The organism is Lysinibacillus sp. GW823-FHT02G10, from assembly GCF_058797135.1.
The window spans coordinates 185155-209074 of the sequence record NZ_JBXAJI010000005.1 but is presented as its reverse complement, the minus strand read 5'-3'; the positions used below and the strand labels follow the sequence as shown (position 1 = coordinate 209074).

The 23920-nt window shown below is 37.9% G+C and carries 20 protein-coding genes; 14 read left to right on the top strand and 6 right to left on the bottom strand.

Features of this window, described 5'->3' with window-relative positions; translation table 11 throughout:
• Nucleotides 1-37: 37 nt before the first annotated feature.
• Nucleotides 38-1168, top strand: coding sequence for a LuxR C-terminal-related transcriptional regulator (locus AC1RFD_RS16575; protein WP_066037049.1), 1131 nt, complete (start codon nucleotides 38-40; stop codon nucleotides 1166-1168).
• A 303-nt stretch (nucleotides 1169-1471) separates the two neighbouring features.
• Nucleotides 1472-2020, top strand: a complete 549-nt coding sequence (locus AC1RFD_RS16570; protein ID WP_036078118.1) for an RNA polymerase sigma factor — start codon at nucleotides 1472-1474, stop codon at nucleotides 2018-2020.
• A 106-nt stretch (nucleotides 2021-2126) separates the two neighbouring features.
• On the opposite strand, the gene AC1RFD_RS16565 is transcribed toward AC1RFD_RS16570, so the two are convergent.
• From AC1RFD_RS16565 to AC1RFD_RS16545, 5 genes are all read right to left on the bottom strand, one after another.
• On the bottom strand, nucleotides 2127-2573 hold the full coding sequence (locus AC1RFD_RS16565; protein ID WP_009371643.1) for a MarR family winged helix-turn-helix transcriptional regulator: 447 nt from the start codon (nucleotides 2571-2573) through the stop codon (nucleotides 2127-2129).
• A gap of 23 nt (nucleotides 2574-2596) precedes the next feature.
• Entirely contained in the window at nucleotides 2597-3001 is a 405-nt protein-coding gene (spx, locus tag AC1RFD_RS16560; protein ID WP_004225558.1) for a transcriptional regulator Spx, read from the bottom strand.
• Between the two features lie 437 nt (nucleotides 3002-3438).
• Complete coding sequence (locus AC1RFD_RS16555; protein WP_054549086.1) at nucleotides 3439-5010, bottom strand: ABC-F family ATP-binding cassette domain-containing protein; 1572 nt, start codon at nucleotides 5008-5010, stop codon at nucleotides 3439-3441.
• A gap of 34 nt (nucleotides 5011-5044) precedes the next feature.
• The gene (locus AC1RFD_RS16550; protein ID WP_004225556.1) at nucleotides 5045-5230 is read right to left on the bottom strand and encodes an SE1832 family protein; all 186 of its coding nucleotides are present in this window, start codon (nucleotides 5228-5230) and stop codon (nucleotides 5045-5047) included.
• 192 nt (nucleotides 5231-5422) lie between these two features.
• A complete protein-coding gene (locus tag AC1RFD_RS16545) occupies nucleotides 5423-6469 on the bottom strand; it encodes a PseG/SpsG family protein (protein ID WP_259949330.1) in 1047 nt (348 codons plus the stop codon).
• Nucleotides 6470-6787: 318 nt separating this feature from the next.
• On the opposite strand from AC1RFD_RS16545, the gene AC1RFD_RS16540 reads away from it, so the two are divergent.
• The 5 genes from AC1RFD_RS16540 (at nucleotide 6788) to AC1RFD_RS16520 (ending at nucleotide 14176) form a co-directional block, all read left to right on the top strand.
• Entirely contained in the window at nucleotides 6788-7618 is an 831-nt protein-coding gene (locus AC1RFD_RS16540; protein ID WP_048393330.1) for an oxidoreductase, read from the top strand.
• Between the two features lie 128 nt (nucleotides 7619-7746).
• A complete protein-coding gene (locus AC1RFD_RS16535) occupies nucleotides 7747-8301 on the top strand; it encodes an NADPH-dependent FMN reductase (RefSeq protein WP_054549088.1) in 555 nt (184 codons plus the stop codon).
• A 112-nt stretch (nucleotides 8302-8413) separates the two neighbouring features.
• Nucleotides 8414-12196 carry a DEAD/DEAH box helicase gene (locus AC1RFD_RS16530; RefSeq protein ID WP_492475097.1) on the top strand — a complete coding sequence of 1261 codons (3783 nt, stop codon included), beginning with the start codon at nucleotides 8414-8416 and terminating at the stop codon, nucleotides 12194-12196.
• Nucleotide 12197: 1 nt separating this feature from the next.
• Nucleotides 12198-12950 carry a hypothetical protein gene (locus tag AC1RFD_RS16525; protein ID WP_115674308.1) on the top strand — a complete coding sequence of 251 codons (753 nt, stop codon included), beginning with the start codon at nucleotides 12198-12200 and terminating at the stop codon, nucleotides 12948-12950.
• A gap of 155 nt (nucleotides 12951-13105) precedes the next feature.
• Nucleotides 13106-14176 carry a glycosyltransferase family 2 protein gene (locus AC1RFD_RS16520; protein WP_054549091.1) on the top strand — a complete coding sequence of 357 codons (1071 nt, stop codon included), beginning with the start codon at nucleotides 13106-13108 and terminating at the stop codon, nucleotides 14174-14176.
• Between the two features lie 235 nt (nucleotides 14177-14411).
• Here the strand turns inward: AC1RFD_RS16520 and AC1RFD_RS16515 are convergent, their stop codons facing one another.
• Entirely contained in the window at nucleotides 14412-16601 is a 2190-nt protein-coding gene (locus tag AC1RFD_RS16515; RefSeq protein ID WP_288583016.1) for a DNA topoisomerase III, read from the bottom strand.
• Between the two features lie 374 nt (nucleotides 16602-16975).
• Here AC1RFD_RS16515 and AC1RFD_RS16510 point away from each other — a divergent pair, with 374 nt between their 5' ends.
• From AC1RFD_RS16510 to AC1RFD_RS16480, 7 genes are all read left to right on the top strand, one after another.
• Nucleotides 16976-17593 (top strand): TetR/AcrR family transcriptional regulator, encoded by a 618-nt coding sequence (locus AC1RFD_RS16510; RefSeq protein ID WP_036078131.1) that lies wholly within the window; start codon nucleotides 16976-16978, stop codon nucleotides 17591-17593.
• 120 nt (nucleotides 17594-17713) lie between these two features.
• Nucleotides 17714-18856 (top strand): acyl-CoA dehydrogenase, encoded by a 1143-nt coding sequence (locus AC1RFD_RS16505; RefSeq protein WP_036078132.1) that lies wholly within the window; start codon nucleotides 17714-17716, stop codon nucleotides 18854-18856.
• Nucleotides 18857-18899: 43 nt separating this feature from the next.
• Nucleotides 18900-20534 carry an AMP-binding protein gene (locus tag AC1RFD_RS16500; RefSeq protein ID WP_048393347.1) on the top strand — a complete coding sequence of 545 codons (1635 nt, stop codon included), beginning with the start codon at nucleotides 18900-18902 and terminating at the stop codon, nucleotides 20532-20534.
• Nucleotides 20535-20549: 15 nt separating this feature from the next.
• The gene (locus AC1RFD_RS16495) at nucleotides 20550-21908 is read left to right on the top strand and encodes an acetyl-CoA carboxylase biotin carboxylase subunit (protein WP_048393349.1); all 1359 of its coding nucleotides are present in this window, start codon (nucleotides 20550-20552) and stop codon (nucleotides 21906-21908) included.
• A gap of 66 nt (nucleotides 21909-21974) precedes the next feature.
• Complete coding sequence (locus tag AC1RFD_RS16490; RefSeq protein WP_004225532.1) at nucleotides 21975-22187, top strand: acetyl-CoA carboxylase biotin carboxyl carrier protein subunit; 213 nt, start codon at nucleotides 21975-21977, stop codon at nucleotides 22185-22187.
• 14 nt (nucleotides 22188-22201) lie between these two features.
• Entirely contained in the window at nucleotides 22202-23119 is a 918-nt protein-coding gene (locus tag AC1RFD_RS16485) for a hydroxymethylglutaryl-CoA lyase (RefSeq protein ID WP_115674314.1), read from the top strand.
• On the top strand, nucleotides 23116-23898 hold the full coding sequence (locus tag AC1RFD_RS16480; protein WP_048393353.1) for an enoyl-CoA hydratase: 783 nt from the start codon (nucleotides 23116-23118) through the stop codon (nucleotides 23896-23898). The genes AC1RFD_RS16485 and AC1RFD_RS16480 overlap by 4 nt, the downstream gene beginning before the upstream one ends.
• The last annotated feature ends 22 nt before the right edge of the window (nucleotides 23899-23920 follow it).

Sequence of the window (23920 nt, the reverse complement as noted above, 5' to 3'; positions counted from 1 at the left end):
ATAGGGGTATTTTTAGTGTGAAGGAGAAGAATTTCCTATGACGCATCCATTTCAATCAATTGAAGAAGTAACACTTCAAGAGTTTGTGTTGTTTATTAAAATCCATCATCAGCAAATTGAAGAGAATACAATTATTTACCTTAATCTAGAACCTTCTATAACTGGGGCAGATCGAAAAAGAACAGCAATGCTATTAGATTCATTTTTGCGTTTAATGACACATGCAAATATCGATGAATTAAATAATGATGAGAAGTATTTTTTCAACACATGGCTTCAATCACAGTTGTCCATTATTGATAGGAAGAGCTTTAATTTATTTCAATTAATATTTGAGAAATCGTTGATTACTTTTATGATTCAACAGAAGAGTAGTCGAACGAACGCCATCTTCATGTATGTATTATCGACATTTACGTTACTTGTAGAGCTTTATTATGACTGTGAGGGAGATAACCAAACTAGTAACATAGCTAGCGAAAATCAGAAAATTAGGCACTTACAATTATTAGATAGGCTTGATAAATTGCTTATTAGTTCCTCAGGTTATCAGGATTTAGCGCTGATTTTAAAAAAATGTGAAGAGTATTTTAGTTATAAAAGATGTGTATTTTACGCATATGTCCCATGGTCCAATCAATTTTATGGAGTTATTGGCGCAGAGCTGCCTAAGGTACAAAGCATGAAAGGGGAGTTGACTGGGGAAAACACGATACTTAGTTCAAGAAAGCCCATTTATTTAAAAAATCCTAAAAATTATGTGAAAGAAGAGCATATCCAATTATTTAATTTATCCTCGATTATTTTTATTCCCATTTTGCGTCAAGAGCAATTATTTGGATGGCTAACATTTGATCAGCTAGGGGAGGAGTTTGATTGTACAAAGGAAGAATTAACACTCCTTGAGGAAGTAGGGAAGCGTTTAGGTTTATTTTTATCTCGTAAGGGGGAGAAGGTAGAGAAGAATACAGTGCTTCATTTAACTGAAAGGGAATCGATGATACTTGGCCTGCTTGCCGAAGGATATGATAATAAAAAAATTGCTGGTTTATTATTTTTAAGTGAGCATACTGTCAGGGATTATGTAAGCAGTCTTATGACAAAGCTCAAAGCAAAGAATCGAACACAGGTCGTTGCCTCAGCCTTTCGTCTAGGGCTGCTAAGCTAACACACCAATGCACTTCTATTAGGAGTGCATTTTGTGTTTCTTCAAATGACAATAAATTACTAATTAATATTCTGATAATAAATACTATTAAAAATATAGTTTAAATAATAGGTAACTATTGTCATCAAAAGCTTTTTTGGAGGGAAAGCAGTATAGTAGTAAAACAATTTTTACGAATATTACAAGTGAAAGCGATTAAGCTTACACGATTGTAATGAAATTGAAAGCCAATGCGATAGAGTGTAATACATTATTTTGCGAGAATGTGTATAGAAGCAAGAACAAGAAGCGGAGGCATACACAATGAATGAAAAATTAGAAGGCGTATACGAGGAATACAATCGTTATATATATCATTTATGTTTAAAACTAACTCGCAATAATATAGAAGCTGAAGATTTAATGCAAGAAGTTTGGGTTAAGGTTGTACGCTATGAAGATAGCGTGGCTGAAGTAGAGCATATTAAAGCTTGGCTGACAACTATTACAATGAATACATTTAGAGATCGCTATCGTAAAAAAGTACGACGTAGCAAATATATGATGAATCAACCTGAAACATTAGACGTGCCGATTCTAGATTTGGTTCCCAATAACGATATTTCTACAGAAGAAAAAATTGAAAAGGACATTGTAACAAAACTAGTCCAGGATAAAATGGAGCAATTAGATGCTATTTATAGAAAGACTTTATGGTATTTCTACATAGACCAATACTCACTTGCAGAAATCTCTACAATTATGAAAGTTTCCATTGGTACTGTGAAATCTCGTTTATTCCGTGCAAAGGCTCGATTAAAAGAAATGCTCATGTCAGATACAGCTATTGTGGAATCTGTGCTACCAGCGTAATAAAGCAGATTGGTCGCACATCACAGTACTTAGACGGAAGTATTTGGTCGACTAATCAAAAAAGATGCATTCGCAAACAGTTGCAAATGCATCTTTTTATTGTGCTTTAATCTGGTCGATTTGTCTCCACATCCAATAAACATTTAGAGAAAATAGTTCGTAAGGTTTGCAGTTCCTCCGCTGTTAGCATACCAAACATATTATTAATGATTTCGCTCACTTGTTGACGAGATTCTTTTAATATGTTTTCACCGTCAGCCGTAATGACTAGTTGAGAAGCACGGCGGTCTGTGGCATGCTGTGTTTTTTCAATAAAGCCACCATTTATCAGCTTGGTTGTTAAAACAGTGACACCACCAGTAGTTACTTTTAACCGCTCAGCAATAGCAGAAGGGCGTTTTGGGCCCTCCTGCGATAAGTAGTCTAAAATTAAAATATGGGATTTTGAAAAGCCGAGTACATTATGATTATTCCACTCGTTTGCCCACTTACGCTCAATAGATGAAACGACTTCAAACAACGAGGTAATGGCTTTTTGTTTTTCTTGGTCCATAGAAGGTCATCTCCAAAACTGTTTTAACTTTCTTGTGCCAATCTTGTCATCGCATTTAATTCGTAAGCACGTACTTTACGTGGGATAAAACGACGGATGTCCATCTCATTGTAACCAACTTGAATACGTTTTTCATCTATTATAATAGGGCTACGCAACATTCTAGGGTGTGCCTGAATGATAGCAAATAGCTCTTGAATAGAAAGTTGGTCGATGTCGATATTTAAGTTTTTAAAGTCATTTGAGTTTGTTGCAATGATTTCATCTGTGCCATCTTCAGTCATACTTAGAATTTCTTTGAATTCTGCAAGTGTAAGTGGGTGAGATGTAATACGTTTTTCTTTATATTCTATGTTGTGATCTTTTAACCATTTAAGTGCTTTTCTGGATGAAGAACAGCTCGCTTGTGAGTAAATTGTAACTGTCATTCTTCATTCCTCGCTTTCTTTTTTAGATTATATTTTACAAATAGCTTATTAGTAAGTTAATAGTTTATATATATATCTTACTAGTAAGCTATATATAAATCAATAGTTAATTGAAAAAATTTCTCAATCGAATTATTATTTTTTCAGTTATATTAAAATATACGAAGATAAGCGTAAAAAGTTTCGTTTATTCAGCTTACAATGATGTAAGTTATGTTAACTCTATAGAAAATGTCTTTTTAAGCTATAAAATCCATGTTGAATTAATAGGAACTACTAGAATTCTAAGTTGTCTCGTAGGAGAGAGTTAGTTGGAAGTAGGGGTAAAATTGTTAGTCCACTGATTATAGTATGTTTAAATGAGGCTATTTATACATAGAAGTTAAAAAAATTTAAAAGAGCAGCCCCATAACATGTTGGAGCTGCCCTTGAAATAATTAGTCTTGGCCTTGTTGTCCAGAAGTAAACCAATCTTGAACATTCCAGACTTTTGTTACGAGTCCTTCATAGAAATCAGGTTCGTGACTTACTAGCACAATGGTACCTTTAAATTCTTTCATGGCACGTTTTAATTCATTTTTTGCATCTACATCTAAATGGTTTGTCGGTTCATCGAAGAGAAGCCAGTTAGCTTCCTCCATCATTAATTTACATAAACGCACTTTAGCTTGCTCGCCACCAGATAAAGAATTAAGCGGACGTGTAATATGGTCAGTTTTTAGGCCAGCTCTTGCTAAAGCTGCACGTACTTGGGCTTGTTCCATAGAAGGGAATGCATTCCAAACATCATCAATTGGCGTGATTTTCTCAGCTTTTACTTCCTGTTCAAAATAGGAAGGATATAGGTAGTCACCACGGACTACTTTCCCACCAAGCGCATTAATTTTACCTAACATTGTTTTTAATAATGTGGATTTACCAACACCATTCATACCGACTAAAGCAATTTTTTCTCCTCGTTCAATCGCAAAAGAAAGTGGAGGAAGTAATGGCTTGTCTTTATCGTAACCAATCACTAAGTTCTCAGCCTCTACAACATAGCGGCTAGATGAACGGGCTTCTTTAAAACCGAATTCTGGTTTTACAGCTGTTTCTGGGCGATCAATTCGCTCTAAACGATCAAGTTGCTTAGCGCGTGATTTTGCACGACCAGTAGTGGAGTAACGAGCCTTGTTTTTGGCTATAAAATCTTCTTGCTTCTTGATGAACTCCTGTTGCTTTTCATAGGCTTCAATATGCTGACGTTTATTGATTTCAGCAAGTTCAAGGAATTTTTCGTATGTTGCAGTATAACGAGTTAATTTAGAAAATTCCAATTGGAAGATGACATCCACTGTTTCGTTCATAAATTCTGTATCATGTGAGATTAGAAGGAAAGCATATGGATAGTTCTTTAAATAAATTTTCAACCAAGTAATATGTTCCTCATCAAGATAGTTCGTCGGCTCATCTAATAAAAGTACTTTTGGCTTTTCTAATAAAAGCTTAGCGAGTAGTACTTTTGTGCGTTGTCCACCAGAAAGAGCAGCTACATCACGTTCTAAGCCAATGGCATCCAAGCCAAGTCCACGTGCCACCTCTTCAATTTTCATATCTAATGAATAAAAATCTCCTGCATCTAATGCATCCTGCACTTCTGCCATTTGTTCTAAAAGTACTTCTAATTCTTCAGGCGTTGCGTCTGCCATCTTGCCTGTAATTTCATTCAGTTCTTCTTCTTTTTTATATAATGGTAAAAAGGCATCGCGTAACACTTCACGCATTGTTCTACCAGCCGTTAGTACGGTATGTTGGTCTAGATAACCATAGTGTGTACCAGGCAGCCACTCAACTTTTCCTGTATCGTGGATCGTTTGACCTGTAATGATGCCCATTAATGTAGACTTACCGACACCATTAGCCCCTACGAGTCCAATATGATCACCCTCCACTAAGCGAAACGATACATCTTTAAAGAGTGTACGATCACCGAAAGAATGACCTAAATTTTCTACTGTTAATATTGCCATATCTGTTCCTCCAACTATCTTTCTTGTTTACATTTTATAGTTCTGCAAGCTGCTTGTTAAGTTCTGCTAATTGAGCTTCCATATTCGCAAGACGTTGCTCTGCCTTAGCTACCTGATCGTTGTGTCCAGTAGACTCCAACTTTTCTATATCACCTTGTAAATTCATATAGTCCATTTTTAACTCTCTAATTTGGTATTCAATATCACTTTTTGTTGGCATGATGACTACTCCTTTTGAGAATATTTTTATAGTGAATGCGTGTAAAAGCGATGGAGGTTTTACTAATCCCCCACCGCTTATTCTTTAAAATCAATCGGGTACTTGTTGAATTTACTTATGTCCCAACTACTGTAAGAGCTGTTGGAGTGAAAAATTCTTATATATTGTATCATAATCATCTTCGAAGTAGCACTAAGTAGAAGCGATATTATGACGATCGTAAGCAAAATCTAAGAGTAATGCTTGGAGTGTTTCATTATTACCAGCAAGATTGAGCTGTCGCTGTTTTCTCACTGCTCGTTCACTGCGGGCTTCGTGTAAAAGAAATTCCATGACAGCATTTTGTATTTGCGATTGCTTCATTTTACGACCAAGTCCTAGATGGATAAAGCCATTATGCTCACGAGGAAAAGCATGTAAAAGCTCAGCTTCAGTTTGCGCAAGTGTAATGCATGGTACACCATAAGAGGCAATTTTATAAGGTGTATAGTTAGCATTACAAATAATGACATCTGCTTTAGGTAGTAGTTTGAGGAGTGCATTTTTATCTCGAAGAATGGCAGTATTTCGACGACTAAGTACCATCATTTGCAAGTCATCCGTTGCATGGCGATAGCTGTCGTCAATCATAACTGTAATTTGTAGTGGTATTTGTAGTTGAGTTAGGTGTCGAAGTGTTCGATATGTTAAATTATGCTCGTCCCCATCCTCAAAAGCGACAACGATATGAGGCGGATTTTCAGGTGTTTTACTATCAGGTATATTATCGAAATGTTGATAGGCATCTGGAAGAGCAAAAACAAAGCTTCCACCAATATAATGCGCTGGTAAATAATCTTTCACTTCTTGATAGAGTGCTAGTAATACACAATCACAGGCTTGGCCACCTTCACCAAAATCATCAAAATGAATAATTGTTTTGCAGAAAGGTCGTAATTCCTCTACTTGCCAGCCTTCAGAATTTCGCCCATCTCTAACAATTAAATCAGGTTGAAGTCCTTTGATTTGCTTAGGTAATTCGTTAAAGTGATCAAATAGAATAGGCGTAACTCCTTCATTCATTAAAATTTGGATTCCGTCATTTGAAGGAGTCTTTACAAAGATAAAAACCTTCTCATTCGAAAGTAGTTTAGCTAATGTTGAAACCCGCTCAAAAGGATACAGCCCTTTATCAATACAGCTTTCAATAATGAAAACAATCGTTTTTTTTGGTTCAATTGCGTGTGTTTCGTTTTGCAAATGTATCCCATCCTTTCCTCTGTCTCTTTAAATTATGGCGAAGAAAGAGCAAGTATGTGTAAAATTTAGGATTTGATCATGAATGTCTCTAGCGGTATCTTCTAAAATAGCTATCTTTAATCAGTTTTAATCATCAAAAAAATGGTCGATATATATAGAAAGGCGAATTGTAGGAATATACATAACAATTGGAAGGTCTTTATCTTGGTTCGAAAAATCCCTCTACAAATGGAGAAGATGGGATGTTTTGTTTAACTCCGATGTGTCAAGATAAGCGTAATTGATATACTATCAATAAGTAGAAGGACGGGAGAAAAAATGAGTATGCGTGCAGCGATTGTTGTAGGGGCGACTGGTTTAACCGGCTCCGCTCTAGTTGAACAATTATGTGAACATGATGAGTATATTTCAGTAACAGTTATTGCACGAAGAAAGCTAACTTATACGCATCCAAAGTTAGAAGTGAAAATTCGTGATTTTGATAGAATAGAAGAAAACGATATAGGATTTGCTCATGAATTGTATTGTTGCTTAGGTACAACCATTAAAAAGGCAGGCTCTCGTGAAATGTTTGAAAAGGTAGATTTTGAATACCCGTTAGCAATTGCCTCTTTAGCAAAAAAACGGGGAATCCCTCATTTTCTTGTGATTACTGCAATGGGAGCTAATGAAAATTCTCCATTTTACTATAATCGAGTTAAAGGCAAACTTGAGCGTGATTTAGAGGAACTAGGCTTACAAAGGCTTTCCATTATTCGCCCATCACTCTTAGTAGGGAACCGTGATGAATTTCGATTAGGAGAAAAGGCAGGAGAAAAATTATTAAAGCTTGCACAGCCTTTATTAATTGGACCTTTAAAACGTTCTAGAGCAATTGAAGCCACACAAGTGGCAAAGGCTATGATTATCATTGCCCTATATGGTAAACAACAGCCAGTCACTATTTATCCATCAGATGAGTTAGCAACATTAGAGTATCCGGAAGTACCAGAAGAGGACATTTCAAGAGAGATATTATTTAATTGGGATAAGCTGAATGAAGGCGAGAAAGTTAATCGTGAGGTTGTCATTAATCGAGATAAATATAAGCTTGAGGAAACGGTCATTGATAAGGAAGTCCATTTCCGACAACGTGATCAGGATAATTAATTTAGGGATTAAATTTGTCGTTCCGTCTAAAGACTGAATTTATATCAATTGTCATGACAATCCTTTCCGAGCCACTTTTCATTTGTTACAATATTATTGTAGAAGATGAATGTGGAGGCAAAGTAAAGATGAAAATTTTACTCGTAGATGGCACGATGTTTGGTCGTAAAACTGGTGCTATTTTAGAGCAAGTAGAGCAATATATTAAAGAATTAGATGCTAGTTTCGAGTTAGAAATGATGCATTTTAGTCAATATAAGCATCAAATTGTGGATGGTTCTCCATTAAATGATGATATGAAAAAAATGATTCAACAATTTGAGGAGGCAGACGCTTACATTATTGCAACGCCTATTTTCCAAGCGTCTATTCCAGGCGTTTTGAAAAATGCCTTTGACTTCTTACACCCTAAAACAATGCGCTATAAGCCCGTATCCATTGTTGCAAATGGAGGCACATATCAGCATCACCTTGTAGTCGAAAATCAGCTAAAACCTATTTTAGACTACTTCCGAGCGCTTGTTACGCCAAATTATGTGTATACACATACATCACATTTCGATGCAAATAATACTATTGTAGATGCAGACGTTCATAGTCGTTTACGTGAATTAGCTCGTGTATTTGTTCAATACTGTGAAATGAGCAAGAACTTGCCCAAAGAAACAATTGACCAACATTAAGATAGCCCTTGTACGGTGGTAAGAAATCACTGTGCAGGGGATTTTTCTTTGTAAGTATTGTTTTAGTATGTGATAAAATAAAACTTTAGTGACTCAGGAAGGAGGGCTGCTCATGCAGGACATCGCTTTACTAGAAAAACAACGCTGTAATCTTATTTTGACCAATAAGGCGAAGGAAGCGGTAGAGGAATGCTCAGCAAACGAGCATGCCTTTTTTGCGTTACAAAGATCTTTTACTGTCTATATTGAAAAACGAAAAGCAAAAACAGTTGGTGAAACCTTTTTATCCATCTATTTTAATGCGGAGGACAATGAAAAATTAATCGATATTCTTACTGAGAAAACGGTTATTATGGATTGTGTGCTAAAGGTGGAAGGATTGCTGGCAACCAATATTCGATTTGTCCATATGCGTGGACCTATTAACACAAATCGTCGCTTAGCAGCCGCATTACAATTTGTGACGAAGCCTAATAATGGAGCAGGTATTCCACTTGAGCTTCACACCAAAATAAGACAGCTACCGATTGCAGAGGAACGTACAGAGTATGTAAAAAAACGTATAGCCAGCTGGGAAGGCTATTTAAAAATACAAGAACGAGATGCAACCATTGATGATATTCATACAGAATTTAAACAAAGCTATTTCAATGAAGACTTTACACGCTTAACCATTGTATGTCCCTACATAAAGAGTAAAGAATGGAAAAAGCTAGAGGGGTTAAGTGTTAGCATTCAAGGAATTCGAGGCGAGATAGGACAGGTTATTAAGGCTAATGCAGGAAAGCAAACGGTAGAAATTGATGTAAAGCCTTTTATACAGGATTTGGCTCGCAAGGACCAGATGAATCTTCGTTCCAAACAAGCGAGCTTTAGTAATTTTGCAACATTAAGCCAAATTCGACGACTACGTAATGGTTTTACAAAGCTAGAAAAGGGTGAGGCAGTAAACCCTAATTTAGAAACCATACTGTTTGAGCGGCGTCCTGTAGTTCGGGCATCTAAGCTACGCGAAGATATTGAGTTTCATAATAATTTAAATGAATATCAACGACGAGCCGTTTTAGGTGCACTATCTGTTGAGGATTTGTATGTCATTCAGGGTCCACCTGGTACGGGGAAAACAACTGTCATTTCAGAGATTTGTCAGCAAAATGTTAAAGCAGGCTTAAAAACACTTGTTGCCTCACAGTCTAATTTAGCTGTAGATAATGCATTAGGACGCTTACTGTCCAATCAAGAAATTCGAATTTTACGCTATGGTAGAACGGAAAGTATTGAGGAAGAGGGTAAAAAATTCATAGAGGAAAATGTTGCGCTTCAATGGCGTGAGCAGACACTTGCTGCGATTGAAGAAGCAATTACAATATTTCCAGAACGTCAGCAAGAGCTAGAAGCAAACCTTGTAAAAGCAAAAGATGAGCTAGAGAAATTAGAGCAATGGCTAGAGCAATTAACACAGGAAATTGCTGCAAAAGAGCAGGCAGCTATGGAAGAACCCATTTTACAGCAAGAGATTCAAGCATTAAAAAAAGAATTGAAGGCTGCTAAAACAGAGCAACAAACATGTGAGACTCAAAAAGAGCATTATGAAAAACAGCTCGCACAAATTGAGCCAATTGTACAGCAGCTTGAACAGACACTTGCTGATTACCCTTCAGTCGAGCAACTACAGCGTACGATTGAGGAAACTACTGAAAAAGTGAAACATCTAGAGGCTGCTGCTCAATATAAAGAACTACAAGAACAAAAGCACCAGTTAACACAGCAATTTGAAGAGATACAGCAGAAATATGAAATCGAAAGTAATCGTCTAGTAATCATGAAGGAAGCGCAAAAATATATATACACCTTAACCTCATTTGAGCTTATTCAGCGTTTTTTACAACATTATCAAATTCGCCCTTCTCATGTACTTTCGCAACAAATAGGTCGCTTGCAGCATTTAGAGGATGCGAAAGATTTAGAGGCATGGTCAACGATTAATGCTCGTTTACAAAAAGCAATTGTGAAGCTAGAGGCTTTGGTTACGAATGAAGTCAAGGAGCGTGCCCTTGCTAAAAGTAGACTACAACCAGTACAATCGTTTTCTTTGCAAAACCTTACTGGTGTATTTGCACAATTAAACACGGCTTTTCAAGATGGTCAAGCACCAGCAAGTGATGTTATTGAAAGTTATTTGCTCGGGCTATATATGCGTCGTGATTTTGTTTGGCAAAAGGGAATAGCACTAAAGCAACAGCAAGAGCATAAAGATCAGGAATACGAAACTTTTCGTAAAAATCTAGTAACTTTAATTCATCAGGAGTGTGCAATAACTAGCTTCGATGTGCAAAGTTACCAGCGGCAGCTCCAACCATTTATACAGCATACAGAGCGGTTACAACAATTAGCAAACGCCTTTCAAATTACTGAAGAACCAGAAGAATCTGTAGAATATTTAAAAATTCTTGCCTCACAAGCTAGAGAGTCTCTTCTACAAGCAAAGCAGCAACTGGAGGCAGTGGAACAGGCTAAAGTACAACTCATTCCTAAACAAGCCTCTTTACAGACTGTCCAAACAAACTTGCAGGAAGTAGAACAGCAGCTAACGCTTATAGAAGAACAAATAAAAGATATTAATATAGCAGGATTGAAGAAAGAAAAGCAACTAGCTACCTATACAAAGCTCTTACAATCTATGCCAGAACGAACGGCTGAAGAGGTGAAGGAAGCTATTCAAACTGCAAAGCAAGCAATCGAAGCATTCCAACGTCAGGAAAAACAGCTGCCTCTTCACAAAAAACTACAAGAACAATGGCGTGAAAAATTACAAAACGCAACAGAGTATGATTTAGATGAAATTCGAAAATTGTATGTGCGTCATGCGAACGTTATTGGTACAACATGCGTAGCTTCTGCCAGTAAGGAGTTTATGGAAAATTATCCGACCTTTGATGTGGTTATTATTGATGAAGTTTCAAAGGCAACACCACCAGAATTGCTCTTACCAATGCTAAAGGGGAAGAAAGTTATTTTAGTAGGTGATCATCATCAGCTACCACCATTACTTGGGGATGATACGCTGGAGGAAACATTAAAGGCAATGCTAGAAGAAAATCCAAACTTTGAAGGCGCACAGGAATTAAAAAATCTGTTGCGTGAATCATTATTTGAGCGTTTATTTAATAATTTGCCACCAACACATAAGCAAATGCTAGCATTGCAATACCGCATGCATGAGAAAATCATGCAAAGTATCACACCGTTTTATGCGGAAGAAGAAAATGGCTTGCAATGTGGCTTACCAGATTCGGATGCAGCAAGAGATCATGGCTTAGAAGGGCAGTTTATAAAACGTGATGACCATTTACTGTGGATTGATATTCCAACAGAAAAACCTTATTTAGAGGAGCAAGTAAAAGGGGGAACGAGTCGTTTTAATGAAGGAGAATTGCTCACAATTAGACGTATTTTACTAGATCTCAATGAAGCTGTGAAGGCAGCAAAAGAAGCAGGCCGTATGCCGCAGGATGCTCAAAAAAGCGTTGGTGTCATCAGTTTCTATGGTGAGCAGGTAAAGAAAATTAATCGCCTTCTTCAGCAAGAATTACAGCTACCACATCTGCAATTTAGAACAGGGACTGTTGATAAATTCCAAGGGATGGAAATGGATGTCATTTTAGTGAGCATGGTTCGTAATACACCTAAAGGCGGGGATATTGGCTTTGCCAGAGATTATCGTCGATTAAATGTCGCGCTATCTCGTGCCCGTGAGTTACTACTGCTTGTTGGAAGTGCAGAAATGTTTGCAAAACGTGCAAAACATCAAGAGACAAGAGAGATGTATGCGAATTTGTTAAAAACAGTAAAATCCTACGATGGCTTACGTAATCATGAAGGATTGGTGATATAGATTGTCAAAATTACAACAACGACTAATGCGTGAGCTTCAGCAGAATCGTAATATTAAGATTGTCAAAACGGCTGAATGGTGTATTCCCATTCGAACAGTTGATGTGACCTATGAGCCTGTTCGTCGTTCAACAATGGATGTCTTAATGACAATGCTTCTGCTTAGTATTCAAGAGGCGGATTTTAGCAACGCACAGGAATTGAGCGAGTTATTGCTTGTAGACCCGTTATTTATTGAAGACTTGGTTTCTTTAATGATTCGAGTAAACCTTGTGAGGAATGAAGATGATTTCTATAGGCTAACTGAAAAAGGACAGAGGCAGCTAGAAAGAGGTATTTTTGAAGAAGAACTAGAGGAAGAAACCTCCACGCTTTACTTTAGTCCTTGCCATCAATCGTTTCTCACTATCGATACGAGGAATGATGAATATGATGAATTGCCAGAGCTTTATCGTTATATTGACAAAGAGGCAGAACAACAGGAACAATTTGAGGAGTCCATGGTGATTGCAGCTTTGCAGAAAGCGGATGAAGAAGAGGAAGGTAGCTCTCAGAAAGTCATCGCAAAAATTGTTCAAACAGAAGCTCAACAAATTAATGATAGCCCATGTTTAGAGTTTGTTCTTTATGATAAGGAACAGGATATAGTATTTGTACGAGTATGGAATACATTACTCAATCAATGGGATCATCATTTAGAGCAACAGCTTACAGACAAAGAACAATTAACATGGCGTGAGCAATATTTATCTTGATTCAATAGGATTTCAATTGCTAGAAAAAACGAACGTAAATCGCGTTCGTTTTTTTGTTTTACATTATAAATTTACAGAGTTAGGTGATAATCGAAAAATTTTTTCGATAAAATACTACATTAGCATAAATTAAACCATTGCTAAGGAGGGGACAGATGTTAACGATTAGTTTATGTATGATTGTTAGAAATGCACAATGTACGATTGAAAGATGCTTAGATTCGGTTCAGCACCTCGTGGATGAGATTAATATTATTGATACTGGTTCAACTGATCGTACAAAAGAGATTGTTCAAAATTTTACCTCTCGAATTTATGACTTTTCCTGGTGTAATCATTTTGCCAAAGCACGAAATTTTTCCTTTCAGCAGGCAACAAAAGACTATATTTTATGGCTTGATGCTGATGATATTATGACAAAGGAAAATCAGCACAAGTTCAGCCAACTAAAGCAAACATTATTTCCTTCTATTGATGCTGTAACAATGGATTATTATTTGACGCTTGATTGTGATGGGGAAGTGGAGTGTAGTGAACGAAAGTTTCGTCTAGTAAAAAGGGCGAATCATTTTCAATGGGAGGGTGCTGTTCATGAGAATTTAAAGGTGTCAGGGCAGCTCTTTCATAGTGATATAGCTGTCACACATTTACCGTTAACGAAAGATATTCATCGCAATATAAATATTTATGAGGGATTAATAAAGAATGGACATTCTCTTTCAGCAATTGAGAAATTTCATTATGCCAATGAACTAAAATTGCATCACCGTTACCTAGAAGCTATTAATCAATACAACCTATTTTTGGATAGCAACTTAGGCACTACAGATAATCGCATTGAGGCTTGTTTACATGTAGGGGAATGCTATCGACGTTTACATGATGATCAACAAGCACAGCAAGCTGTTTTGCAATCTTTCTTATATGATCGACCAAAGCCAGAAGCATGTTGCCGAATGGGCCAATTTTTTATGGAGCAATTAAAACATAAAGAGGCTATTTACTGGTACTCTCAAGCCTTGCAACAAGCTCCTGCCGATACAATGACTATCCAAAAGCGTGCTTATTCAACATGGATTCCTCATTTACAATTAAGCCTTTTATACAGGGAGTTACGGTTATTTGAAAATGCCTATCAGCATAATCTAGAGGCACAAAAATGGAAACCGAATCATCAGGAAATAATCAATAATGGGAAATATTTACTTAGTCAATTAAAGATATAAATCTTTCTTATGGAAAAGGTACATCAATAAACAAGACATAAATAGCTTGGCCAATTAACACAGAGACACCTACAACAACCGTCATAAAAATTACATTACGTGGCCTAAAATTTTTTGCTTCCATTAAAAACCTCCCTCGATATAGAATATTCAGTCAATTCAAGATATGTTTAGATGGGGTGAGTATGCATAATAAAAGAGCAAATTCACATTTAGAGTGAATTTGCCCTTTTAATTAATCCAACTTTAACCCCTTCAATGCTTCAGCAAGTGCATTGTTCACAGGCTCCTCGTTGTTTTGCTGCTTTAAGTACTTTTGTACGGAGCGCTTGTCGACCTTGCCTCCGCCTTCTTTTTTGCGTCTTGCTTCAAAGGCAGATAATTTTTCACGATAGCCACATTTACAAACGAAAATTTGACCATCACCTTCTCCGCGAAGCTCTAATTTTTTATGACATTGTGGACAACGTGCATTTGTGGTACGTGAGACATTTTTACGATGACCACATTCGCGATCTTGGCAGACAAGCATTTTTCCTTTCTTGCCATTCACTTCAAGCATTGGTTTACCGCAATCAGGACATGATTTGGTAGAGATATTATCATGCTTATACTTTTTGTCACTACCCTTAATCTCTGTAACAATTTCCTGTGTGTAATTTTTCATCTCGCTAATAAATACATCTTTTTTTAGCTTGCCCTTTGCAATAAGCTCAAGCTTTTGCTCCCAATCTGCTGTCAGGGCAGGGGATTTTAATTCCTCAGGCACTAGGTCGAGTAGTTGACGACCTTTAGAGGTAATATAAATATCTTTGCCACCACGCTTTTCTATTAAGAATGAATTGAAAAGCTTTTCAATAATATCTGCACGTGTAGCGACTGTGCCAAGACCACCCGTAGATTTTAATGTGTCGGCTAATTTTTTATCATTCGTTACCATATATTTTGTTGGGTTTTCCATGGCTGATAAAAGAGTAGCTTCATTAAATCGAGCAGGTGGCTTTGTTTGACCAGAAGTTTGGGCAATAAGCTTTACTTTTAACATATCGCCCTTATCAATGCGTGGTAGTATTTGTTCCTTTACGTCATCTGCTGTGTCCTCATCATCAAAGCGATGCTCATAAACTTCCTTCCAGCCAGATGATAAAATCGTTTTTCCACGAGCAATAAAGCTTTCATCGCCAATTTTTGCACGCAGTGTTAGTTGTTCATATTCAAAAGCAGGCAGTAGAACAGCTAGGAAACGCTTTACAACAAGATCATAAATTTTACGTTCCTTATCTGTGAAAGCTGAATAATTTACATAGCCCTCTGTTGGAATAATCGCATGATGATCTGATACTTTACTATCATCGACAAAGGCCTTTGTTGGCTTGATTGGTTTAGTAAGCAGTTTATTGGCGATGGAGCGATATTCACCAATACCACAGGCCTTTAAGCGTTCTGGTAGTGTAGCAACGATATCCTGTGAAATAAAGCGAGAATCCGTACGTGGATAAGTTAACACTTTATGTTGCTCATAGAGTTTTTGCATGATATTCAATGTTTCTTTCGCTGAGTAGCCGAAGATTTTATTGGCATCTCGCTGCAATTCAGTTAAATCATAAAGACCAGGTGCAAATGATTTTTTAGGTTTCTTTTCAATGTCCGCAACGATGGCATTGTTATTTCCTATTTTTTTCACCAGTGTATTGATTTTATCTTTATCAAAGCTACGACTATTACCATTTTGGTCTTGCCATGTAAGCTTTAAGTTATCAGTTGTTTGCGCTTCAATACCATAATAAGTTTGTGCCTTAAAGTTTTTAATTTCATCTTCACGTGCAGCAATTATTGCTACTGTTGGTGTTTGTACACGTCCGCAATTCAACTGTGCGTTAAAGCGGGTAGTTAAAGCACGAGTAGCATTAAGCCCGATATACCAATCTGCCTCTGAGCGAGCTACAGCAGAGGCATAGAGATTATCATATGCATTGCCTGGCTTTAGATTGGCAAACCCATCTTTTATTGCCTTATCTGTAACAGAGGAAATCCATAAGCGTTTCAAAGGCTTTTTAATTTTCACTTTATCAAGTATCCAGCGTGCTACTAATTCACCTTCACGTCCAGCATCTGTAGCAATGATGATTTCATTAACATCATTACGTGTAAGCTGACTTTTGACCGCATTAAATTGCTTTCCAGTTTGCTTTATAACCGTTAATTTTAAGCGTTCAGGTAACATGGGGAGATCTTCAAGATTCCATGTTTTATATTTCACATCATAGCTTTCTGGGTCAGCCAGTGTTACAAGATGTCCAAGCGCCCAAGTCACAATATATTTATCTCCTTCAAGGAAGCCATTTCCTTTTTTATTACACTTCAGCACACGTGCAATATCACGTGCTACAGAAGGTTTTTCAGCAATTACTATGCTCTTTGCCATTGTTAACACCCTTTCATAGTTCCATGGTTTTAAATATAGCATAGGTTGAGTGGGTTCGCAGTTTAACTGCAATGTAAAATGCATTTAGTAGGCAAAGAAAAGAAAGGGAAGAAAATTTGTCATGAAAAGCAAAAAAACTTCATAAGGTGTATATGTGATTTTAGCTTTTTAATTTCTGTTCTATGTAAAATTTTTGCTCGTAATTTTGCGAAAAATCTATTTTGTTGCTAGACACCAAATTTTGAGAATGCTATATTTATGTTGTCATAGTATTTTTATAATTAGGAAAAAATAGAATACTTTATGGGTTTAATGGTTTTTCCTGATTATAAGGAGTGATGAAGTATAGAGCTAGATGAAGGATGATAGGGCCTATGGTAAAGAAAACGTTAAAACAAAGAATTGTAGACGCTTCAGTTGAATTGTTTCAACAAGATGGTTATCACAATGTAACCGTGGATCGTATTGTGGAATATATTGGGGCATCAAAGGGTGGATTTTATCATAATTTTAAATCAAAAGATGAACTGTTGTATGAAATTCATGATGTCTTTATTTCATATGTCATTCAACAATCGCAAGCTGCATATGACAAATTCGATACACCCATCACACGTTTGTGTGCCATGCTGCAAACACTGACACAAGTATTTGATATGTATCAAGCACATATTACGATTTTTTATGAAGAAAGTCGTTCACTCTCAGATGAATATAGTGACATCATCCATAAAAAGCGAGATCACTATCGTGATATTTTACAAAGAGTGATAGCAGAGGGTCAGGAAGCAAAGGTTTTTCGTACCGAATTACCTTGTACAATTGTAACAATGGCAATTGTTGGGATGATTAACTGGACGTACAAATGGTTTAAGCAATCAGGACCATTAACGATGGAGCAAATCACAGATGTTTTTACCGATATGGTATTACGGGCAATTGTGACAGAACAAGCCATGGGAGAAGCGAAGCAATTTATAATAAAGGGGTAGCCAGTAGGAAACACTGGTTTTATTATTTGTTTTTACAAACCGACTAGTCGGTATTTCACTGTAAGCAATTGTTCTTGAGCTACATCTACTATGGCAAATTCAACAATAGGGGGATTAGGGATGAATTTTGAATTAACAAAAGAGCAAGAAATGATTCGAGACATGGTGCGTGATTTTGCTGAGAAGGAGATTAAACCGTATGCTCGTGAGGTTGATGAGACATCAACAATGAGAATAGAGAGCTTTAAGAAAATGGCAGAACTAGGTTTATTGGGTATCCCGTTTCCTGAGGAATATGGTGGATCAGGTGGTGATACGGTGTCCTACGCTTTAGCTGTAGAGGAGATTGGTCGAGCATGTGGGGGCACAGGGTTAAGCTATGCAGCTGCTGTTAGCTTAGGAGCCTCACCAATTTACAACTTCGGCACAGAGGAGCAAAAGCAAGAGTGGCTAGTTCCATTAGCTAAGGGTGAGACATTAGGATCATTCGGTTTAACAGAGCCAAATGCAGGTTCAGATGCAGGGGGCACACGTACTACAGCTGTTATTGATGGTGATGACTACATTATTAATGGAGAGAAATGCTGGATCACTAATGCAGGATATGCTCGACAAATTATTGTAACGGCGGTAACAGGTAAACGTGAGGATGGTAAAAAGATTATTTCTTCTATTATTGTGCCAACAAACACACCAGGCGTAACAATCAACTGTAATTATGACAAAATGGGTGTACGTGGCTCCAATACATGTGAAATTGTGTTAGAAAATGTCCGTGTCCCAAGAACAAATCTATTAGGGGATGAAAAACGTGGCTTTAGCCAGTTTTTAAATACATTGGATGGTGGTCGTATTTCCATCGCTGCTCTTTCTGTTGGAATTGCCCAGGCTGCTTATGAAAAGGCACTAAAATTCGCGAAGGAACGTGAGCAATTTGGTGCACCTATTTCGAAGCTACAAGCGATCCAATTTAAATTAGCGGATATGGCGATGGAAATAGAGCTTGCTCGTACGTTAGTACATAAAGCGGCATGGTTAAAAGATCAAAAGAAGCCATTTGGCAAAGAAGCTGCAATGGCTAAACTATTTGCTTCTGAAATGGGCTTCCGTACATGTAATCAAGCAATCCAAATTCATGGTGGTTCTGGATATATGAAAGAATATGATGTAGAACGTCATTTACGTGACATTAAATTAATGGAAATCGGTGAAGGAACATCTGAAATTCAACGTCTTGTTATTTCTCGTCTAATTGGCTGTTAATCATCATCAGTTAAGTTAAATAGCATAAATAAGGGGGATCTTCATGGCAGAACTTGTGTATCAAACAATTGGTCAATTGCTAGATGAACAATCAAAAAAGTACCCGCAAAATGAAGCATTAGTCTATGCTGACAGAAATTTACGCATGACTTATGAACAGCTAAATCGTCAAGCACGATACGTAGCGAGAGGTTTAATGGCTCTAGGAATTGAAAAGGGAGACCATATCGCAGTATGGACGACGAATGTTCCTGAGTGGGTACAGCTTCAATTTGGTACAGGGAAGATGGGTGCTCCAATTGTAACGGTAAATACGAATTACCGTGCGAGTGAGTTGGAGTATTTATTGAAGCAATCTGATGCTAAAACGATTTTTTTAATTGAAAATTATCGAGACCATTCTTTTATCAATACACTGCAAGAGTTATGTCCAGAGCTTGAACATTGTGAACCAGGTAATTTGCAATCAAAGCGACTACCTTTATTAAAAAATGTTATTTTAATCGGTGAAACCAAATACCCCGGCGTACTTAATTGGTCAGACGTTTTAACTGCTGCCGAGCAAGTAACCGAGGAACAGTTAGATCAGAGAGAGCAGTCTCTTCATTATGATGATGTCATTAATATTCAATATACTTCTGGTACAACAGGCTTTCCTAAGGGAGTCATGCTAACGCATTTTAACTTAGTCAATAATGCTGTTAACATTGCAGAATGTATGCGTTTAACGGCAGAGGATCGCCTATGTATCCCAGTCCCATTCTTCCATTGCTTTGGTTGTGTCATAGGAACATTAGCCATTACAACAAGTGGTGGAACAATGGTACCAGTACAGGAGTTCTCACCTGAAGAGGTACTAAGAACCGTTCAACAAGAGAAATGCACTGCATTACATGGCGTGCCAACGATGTTCATTAGTGAACTGAATTTATCGAATTTTGCATCTTTCGATCTTTCAACTTTACGTACAGGAGTCATGGCAGGATCAAACTGTCCAATTGAGGTTATGAAAGCGGTCATTGAGAAGATGGGCATGAAAGATATAACAATATGCTACGGTCAAACAGAATCATCACCTGTTATTACACAGACAAGAACGGATGACCCGCTAGTGTTAAAGGTGGAGACGGTTGGCCGCGCTTTACCTAACCTAGAAGTAAAGATTGTTGTTCCTGGAACTACCGAGGAAGCTCCGACAAATGAACAGGGAGAGCTGTGTACAAGGGGCTATCATGTGATGAAGGGCTATTATAAAAACCAGGAGGAAACAGATCTGGCGATTGACGAGGATGGTTGGTTGCATACAGGTGATTTAGCAACGATGGATGAAGCAGGTTATGTTCGTGTAACAGGTCGTTTAAAGGATATGATTATCCGTGGTGGCGAAAACCTATATCCTCGTGAAATTGAGGAGTTCCTTTATACACATCCGAAAATTTCAGATGTTCAGGTTGCAGGTGTCCCTGATCCTGTTTATGGCGAGGAGGCGGCAGCTTGGATTGTTTTAAAAGAAGGAGAGCAGGCCACAACGGAAGAAATCCGAGATTATTGTCGGGATAAAATTTCAAGACATAAAATTCCACGACATATTTTCTTTATTGATAACTATCCAATGACTGCATCTGGAAAAGTTCAAAAATATAAATTACGAGAAGATTTCGTTATGACCGTAAAGTAAGGAGGGGCAGTGAATATGTTCAACAAGGTATTAATTGCAAATCGTGGGGAGATTGCTAGACGTGTGATCAGAACATGCAAACGCCTAAATATTCATACGGTTGCTATCTATTCAGAGGCAGATGCTGAAAGCTTACATGTGAAAGATGCAGATGAGGCTTTCTGTGTAGGGAAGTCACCTGTTGCACAGAGCTATTTAAACATCGACCGCATTCTTGAAATTGCACTAGAAAGTGGGGCAGAGGCTATTCATCCTGGCTATGGTTTACTATCAGAGAATGCAAATTTTGCGAAACGTTGTACAGAGGCAGGTTTAGTGTTTATCGGGCCAAGTGCTGATGTGATCGCTTCAATGGGCAGTAAATTAGAGGCTCGTAAAACAATGAAAGCTGCTAGTGTACCGATTGTAGAGGGTGTAGAAGCGCCAGTGAAGGATGTAGAAGAAGCCACTGCCATAGCGGAGCGTTTAGGCTATCCAATTATGTTAAAGGCATCGGCAGGCGGAGGCGGTATCGGTATGCAGCTAGTTGAAAATGCTGAGGAACTAGCCAAAGCTTTCGAGGGCAATCAAAAGCGTGCACAATCATTCTTTGGTGATGGCACGATGTATATGGAGCGATTCATTGCTAACCCTCACCATGTCGAAGTGCAAATTATTGCTGATCATCAAGGTAATGTCGTTCCATTATTTGAACGAGAATGCTCTATTCAACGAAGAAATCAAAAAGTAGTAGAAGAAGCACCATCACCGTTTATCTCACAAGAGACAAGAGAAAAAATGCTAGAAGCGTCAGTTAAGGCGGCGAAGCATATTGGTTATGTCAATGCTGGAACAATCGAATACTTGGTTGATGAAGATCAAAACTTTTATTTTTTAGAAATGAATACAAGACTACAGGTAGAGCATCCCGTTACGGAGGAAATTACGAAGCTTGATTTAGTAGAAGAGCAATTAAAAATTGCGGCAAAACAACCTCTTACGTTTACTAGAGAAAGTATTACTAAAGAAGGGCACGCAATTGAAGTACGCATATACGCTGAAAATCCTTCGACATTTTTCCCGTCTCCAGGTACCATTACGACTCTTGAATTACCGACAGGTGAAGGCATTCGACATGAGTGTGGTGTAGAGTCTGGTTCAGTGGTAACACCATTCTATGATCCAATGATTAGTAAATTGGTGGTGTGGGGGGAAACAAGAGAAATTGCCTGTGAAAGATTAGCACAAGCGCTAAAGGCGTATAAAGTGGAGGGGATTCAAACGAATATCCCGATGCTGTTAAAAACCGTCACACATGAGCAATTTTTAAAAGGCTATACGACGACAAAATTTGTAGAGCAATATTATTTACCGCAATTAGCAGAAACAAAATAACAATTATCATGTATTCGTGCTTCTATAGAGGGACGAATACATGATAAAAAATAGGAGTGAATGATTATGGCAACAGTAAAAGCAAGCATGGCAGGGACAGTATGGAAAATCGTCGTAACAGAGGGCGAGAAAGTGACAGCAGGTCAAGATGTAGCTATTTTAGAATCGATGAAAATGGAAATTCCAATTGCAGCAGAAGAGGATGGCGTAGTGACGAAAATCATTGCCAATGAGGGAGACTTCATTAACGTTGATGATGATATTTTAGAAATTGAATAAGAGGAGGCTTGTTTATGCAGCTACCTAAGCAAGTCACAATCAAAGAAGTTGGTCCCCGTGATGGCTTACAAAATGAAAAAACGCATATTTCAACAGCTGATAAAGTACAATTAGTAAATTTATTAGGTCAAACAGGATTAAATTATATTGAAGTGACATCTTTTGTGCATCCCAAATGGATTCCTCAATTGGCAGATGCAGTCGAGGTTCTGCAAGCCATTAAAAGACATAAGGATATTACCTATGCGGCACTTGTACCCAATATGAGGGGCTTAGAACGCGCATTACAGGCTGAAGTAGATGAAGTAAGTATTTTTATGTCTGCTAGTGAAAGCCATAACCAAAGTAATATTAATAAAACCATAGAAGATACATTTCCCATATTAGAGGAAGTTGTAGTAGGAGCTCAGGCTGCAAAAAAACATGTTCGAGGTTATATCTCAACGGTTATTGGTTGTCCCTATGAGGGGTATATACACCCTGACAAGGTATTAAGAGTAACGGAAAAATTATTGGAGATGGGTGTGACTGAAATATCGCTTGGTGACACAATTGGTGTTGGTGTACCGACGCAGGTTGAGTTTCTTTTAGAGGAATTGCTAAAAAGGTATCCTGCTGAAAAATTTGCCATGCATTTTCATGATACACGTGGGACAGCATTAGCCAATATTATGAAATCCTTAGAGATGGGTATTACCAAGTTTGATAGTGCGCTTGGTGGGCTAGGGGGCTGCCCATATGCGAAAGGTGCCTCAGGTAATGTAGCCACAGAAGATTTATTGTATTTATTCGATGAGATGGGCATTGAAACAGGCGTAGATCGACAAAAGGTGCTAGAGGCAGCACTCTTTATTGAAGAGAAGTTAGGCAAAGCGGTTGCCTCAAAGCAAATGGCTATTGTCCGCAATGAAAGGAGTGCAAATCAAGGATGACACAACTCGTTCGATTTGAATTACTAGAGGGTAGTATTGGACTTATTACTCTTTCAAGACCAGAAGCTGCTAACGCTATGTCGGTTCAATTACTGCATGAGCTGTCTGCCACACTTGATCAAATCAATGGTGATCCAGCAGTGCGTGTAGTCCTTCTAACAGGTGCAGGCGAAAAGGCATTTTGTGCAGGTGCTGATTTAAAGGAACGTAAAGGAATGTCTGATCGACAAGTGAAGCAGATCGTGCAACTGATTGGTGCCACTGTGGCAAAAGTTGAAACGCTTGCACAGCCTGTCATTGCTGTCTTAAATGGTGTTGCCTTTGGTGGAGGCTTGGAGTTGGCACTAGCTTGTGATTTACGAATTGCGGCTACACATGTAAAGCTTGGCTTAACAGAAACATCACTCGGTATTATTCCAGGAGCTGGGGGAACACAGCGACTTCCACGTCTAATTGGTCTTGGTAAAGCAAAGGAATTAATTTATACAGCACGTAGGCTCAGTGCTAAAGAAGCTGAAAATTATGGCATTATCGAGTATGTTTATGAAGGACATGAGGTATTAGATAAGGCACAACAGCTTGCACTGGAAATGGCAAAAAATGCACCACTCTCTCTAGTGCAAGCCAAAGTTGCGATCAATCAAGGTGTTGAGGTAGATTTAGCTACCGGTTTAAAAATTGAATCACTTGCATATAGTGCACTGATCCCAACAGAAGACCGATTAGAGGGCTTACTTGCCTTCCAAGAGAAGCGAGCGCCACAATATTCAGGGAAATAAAACGCCAAGAAATAATTTTGGT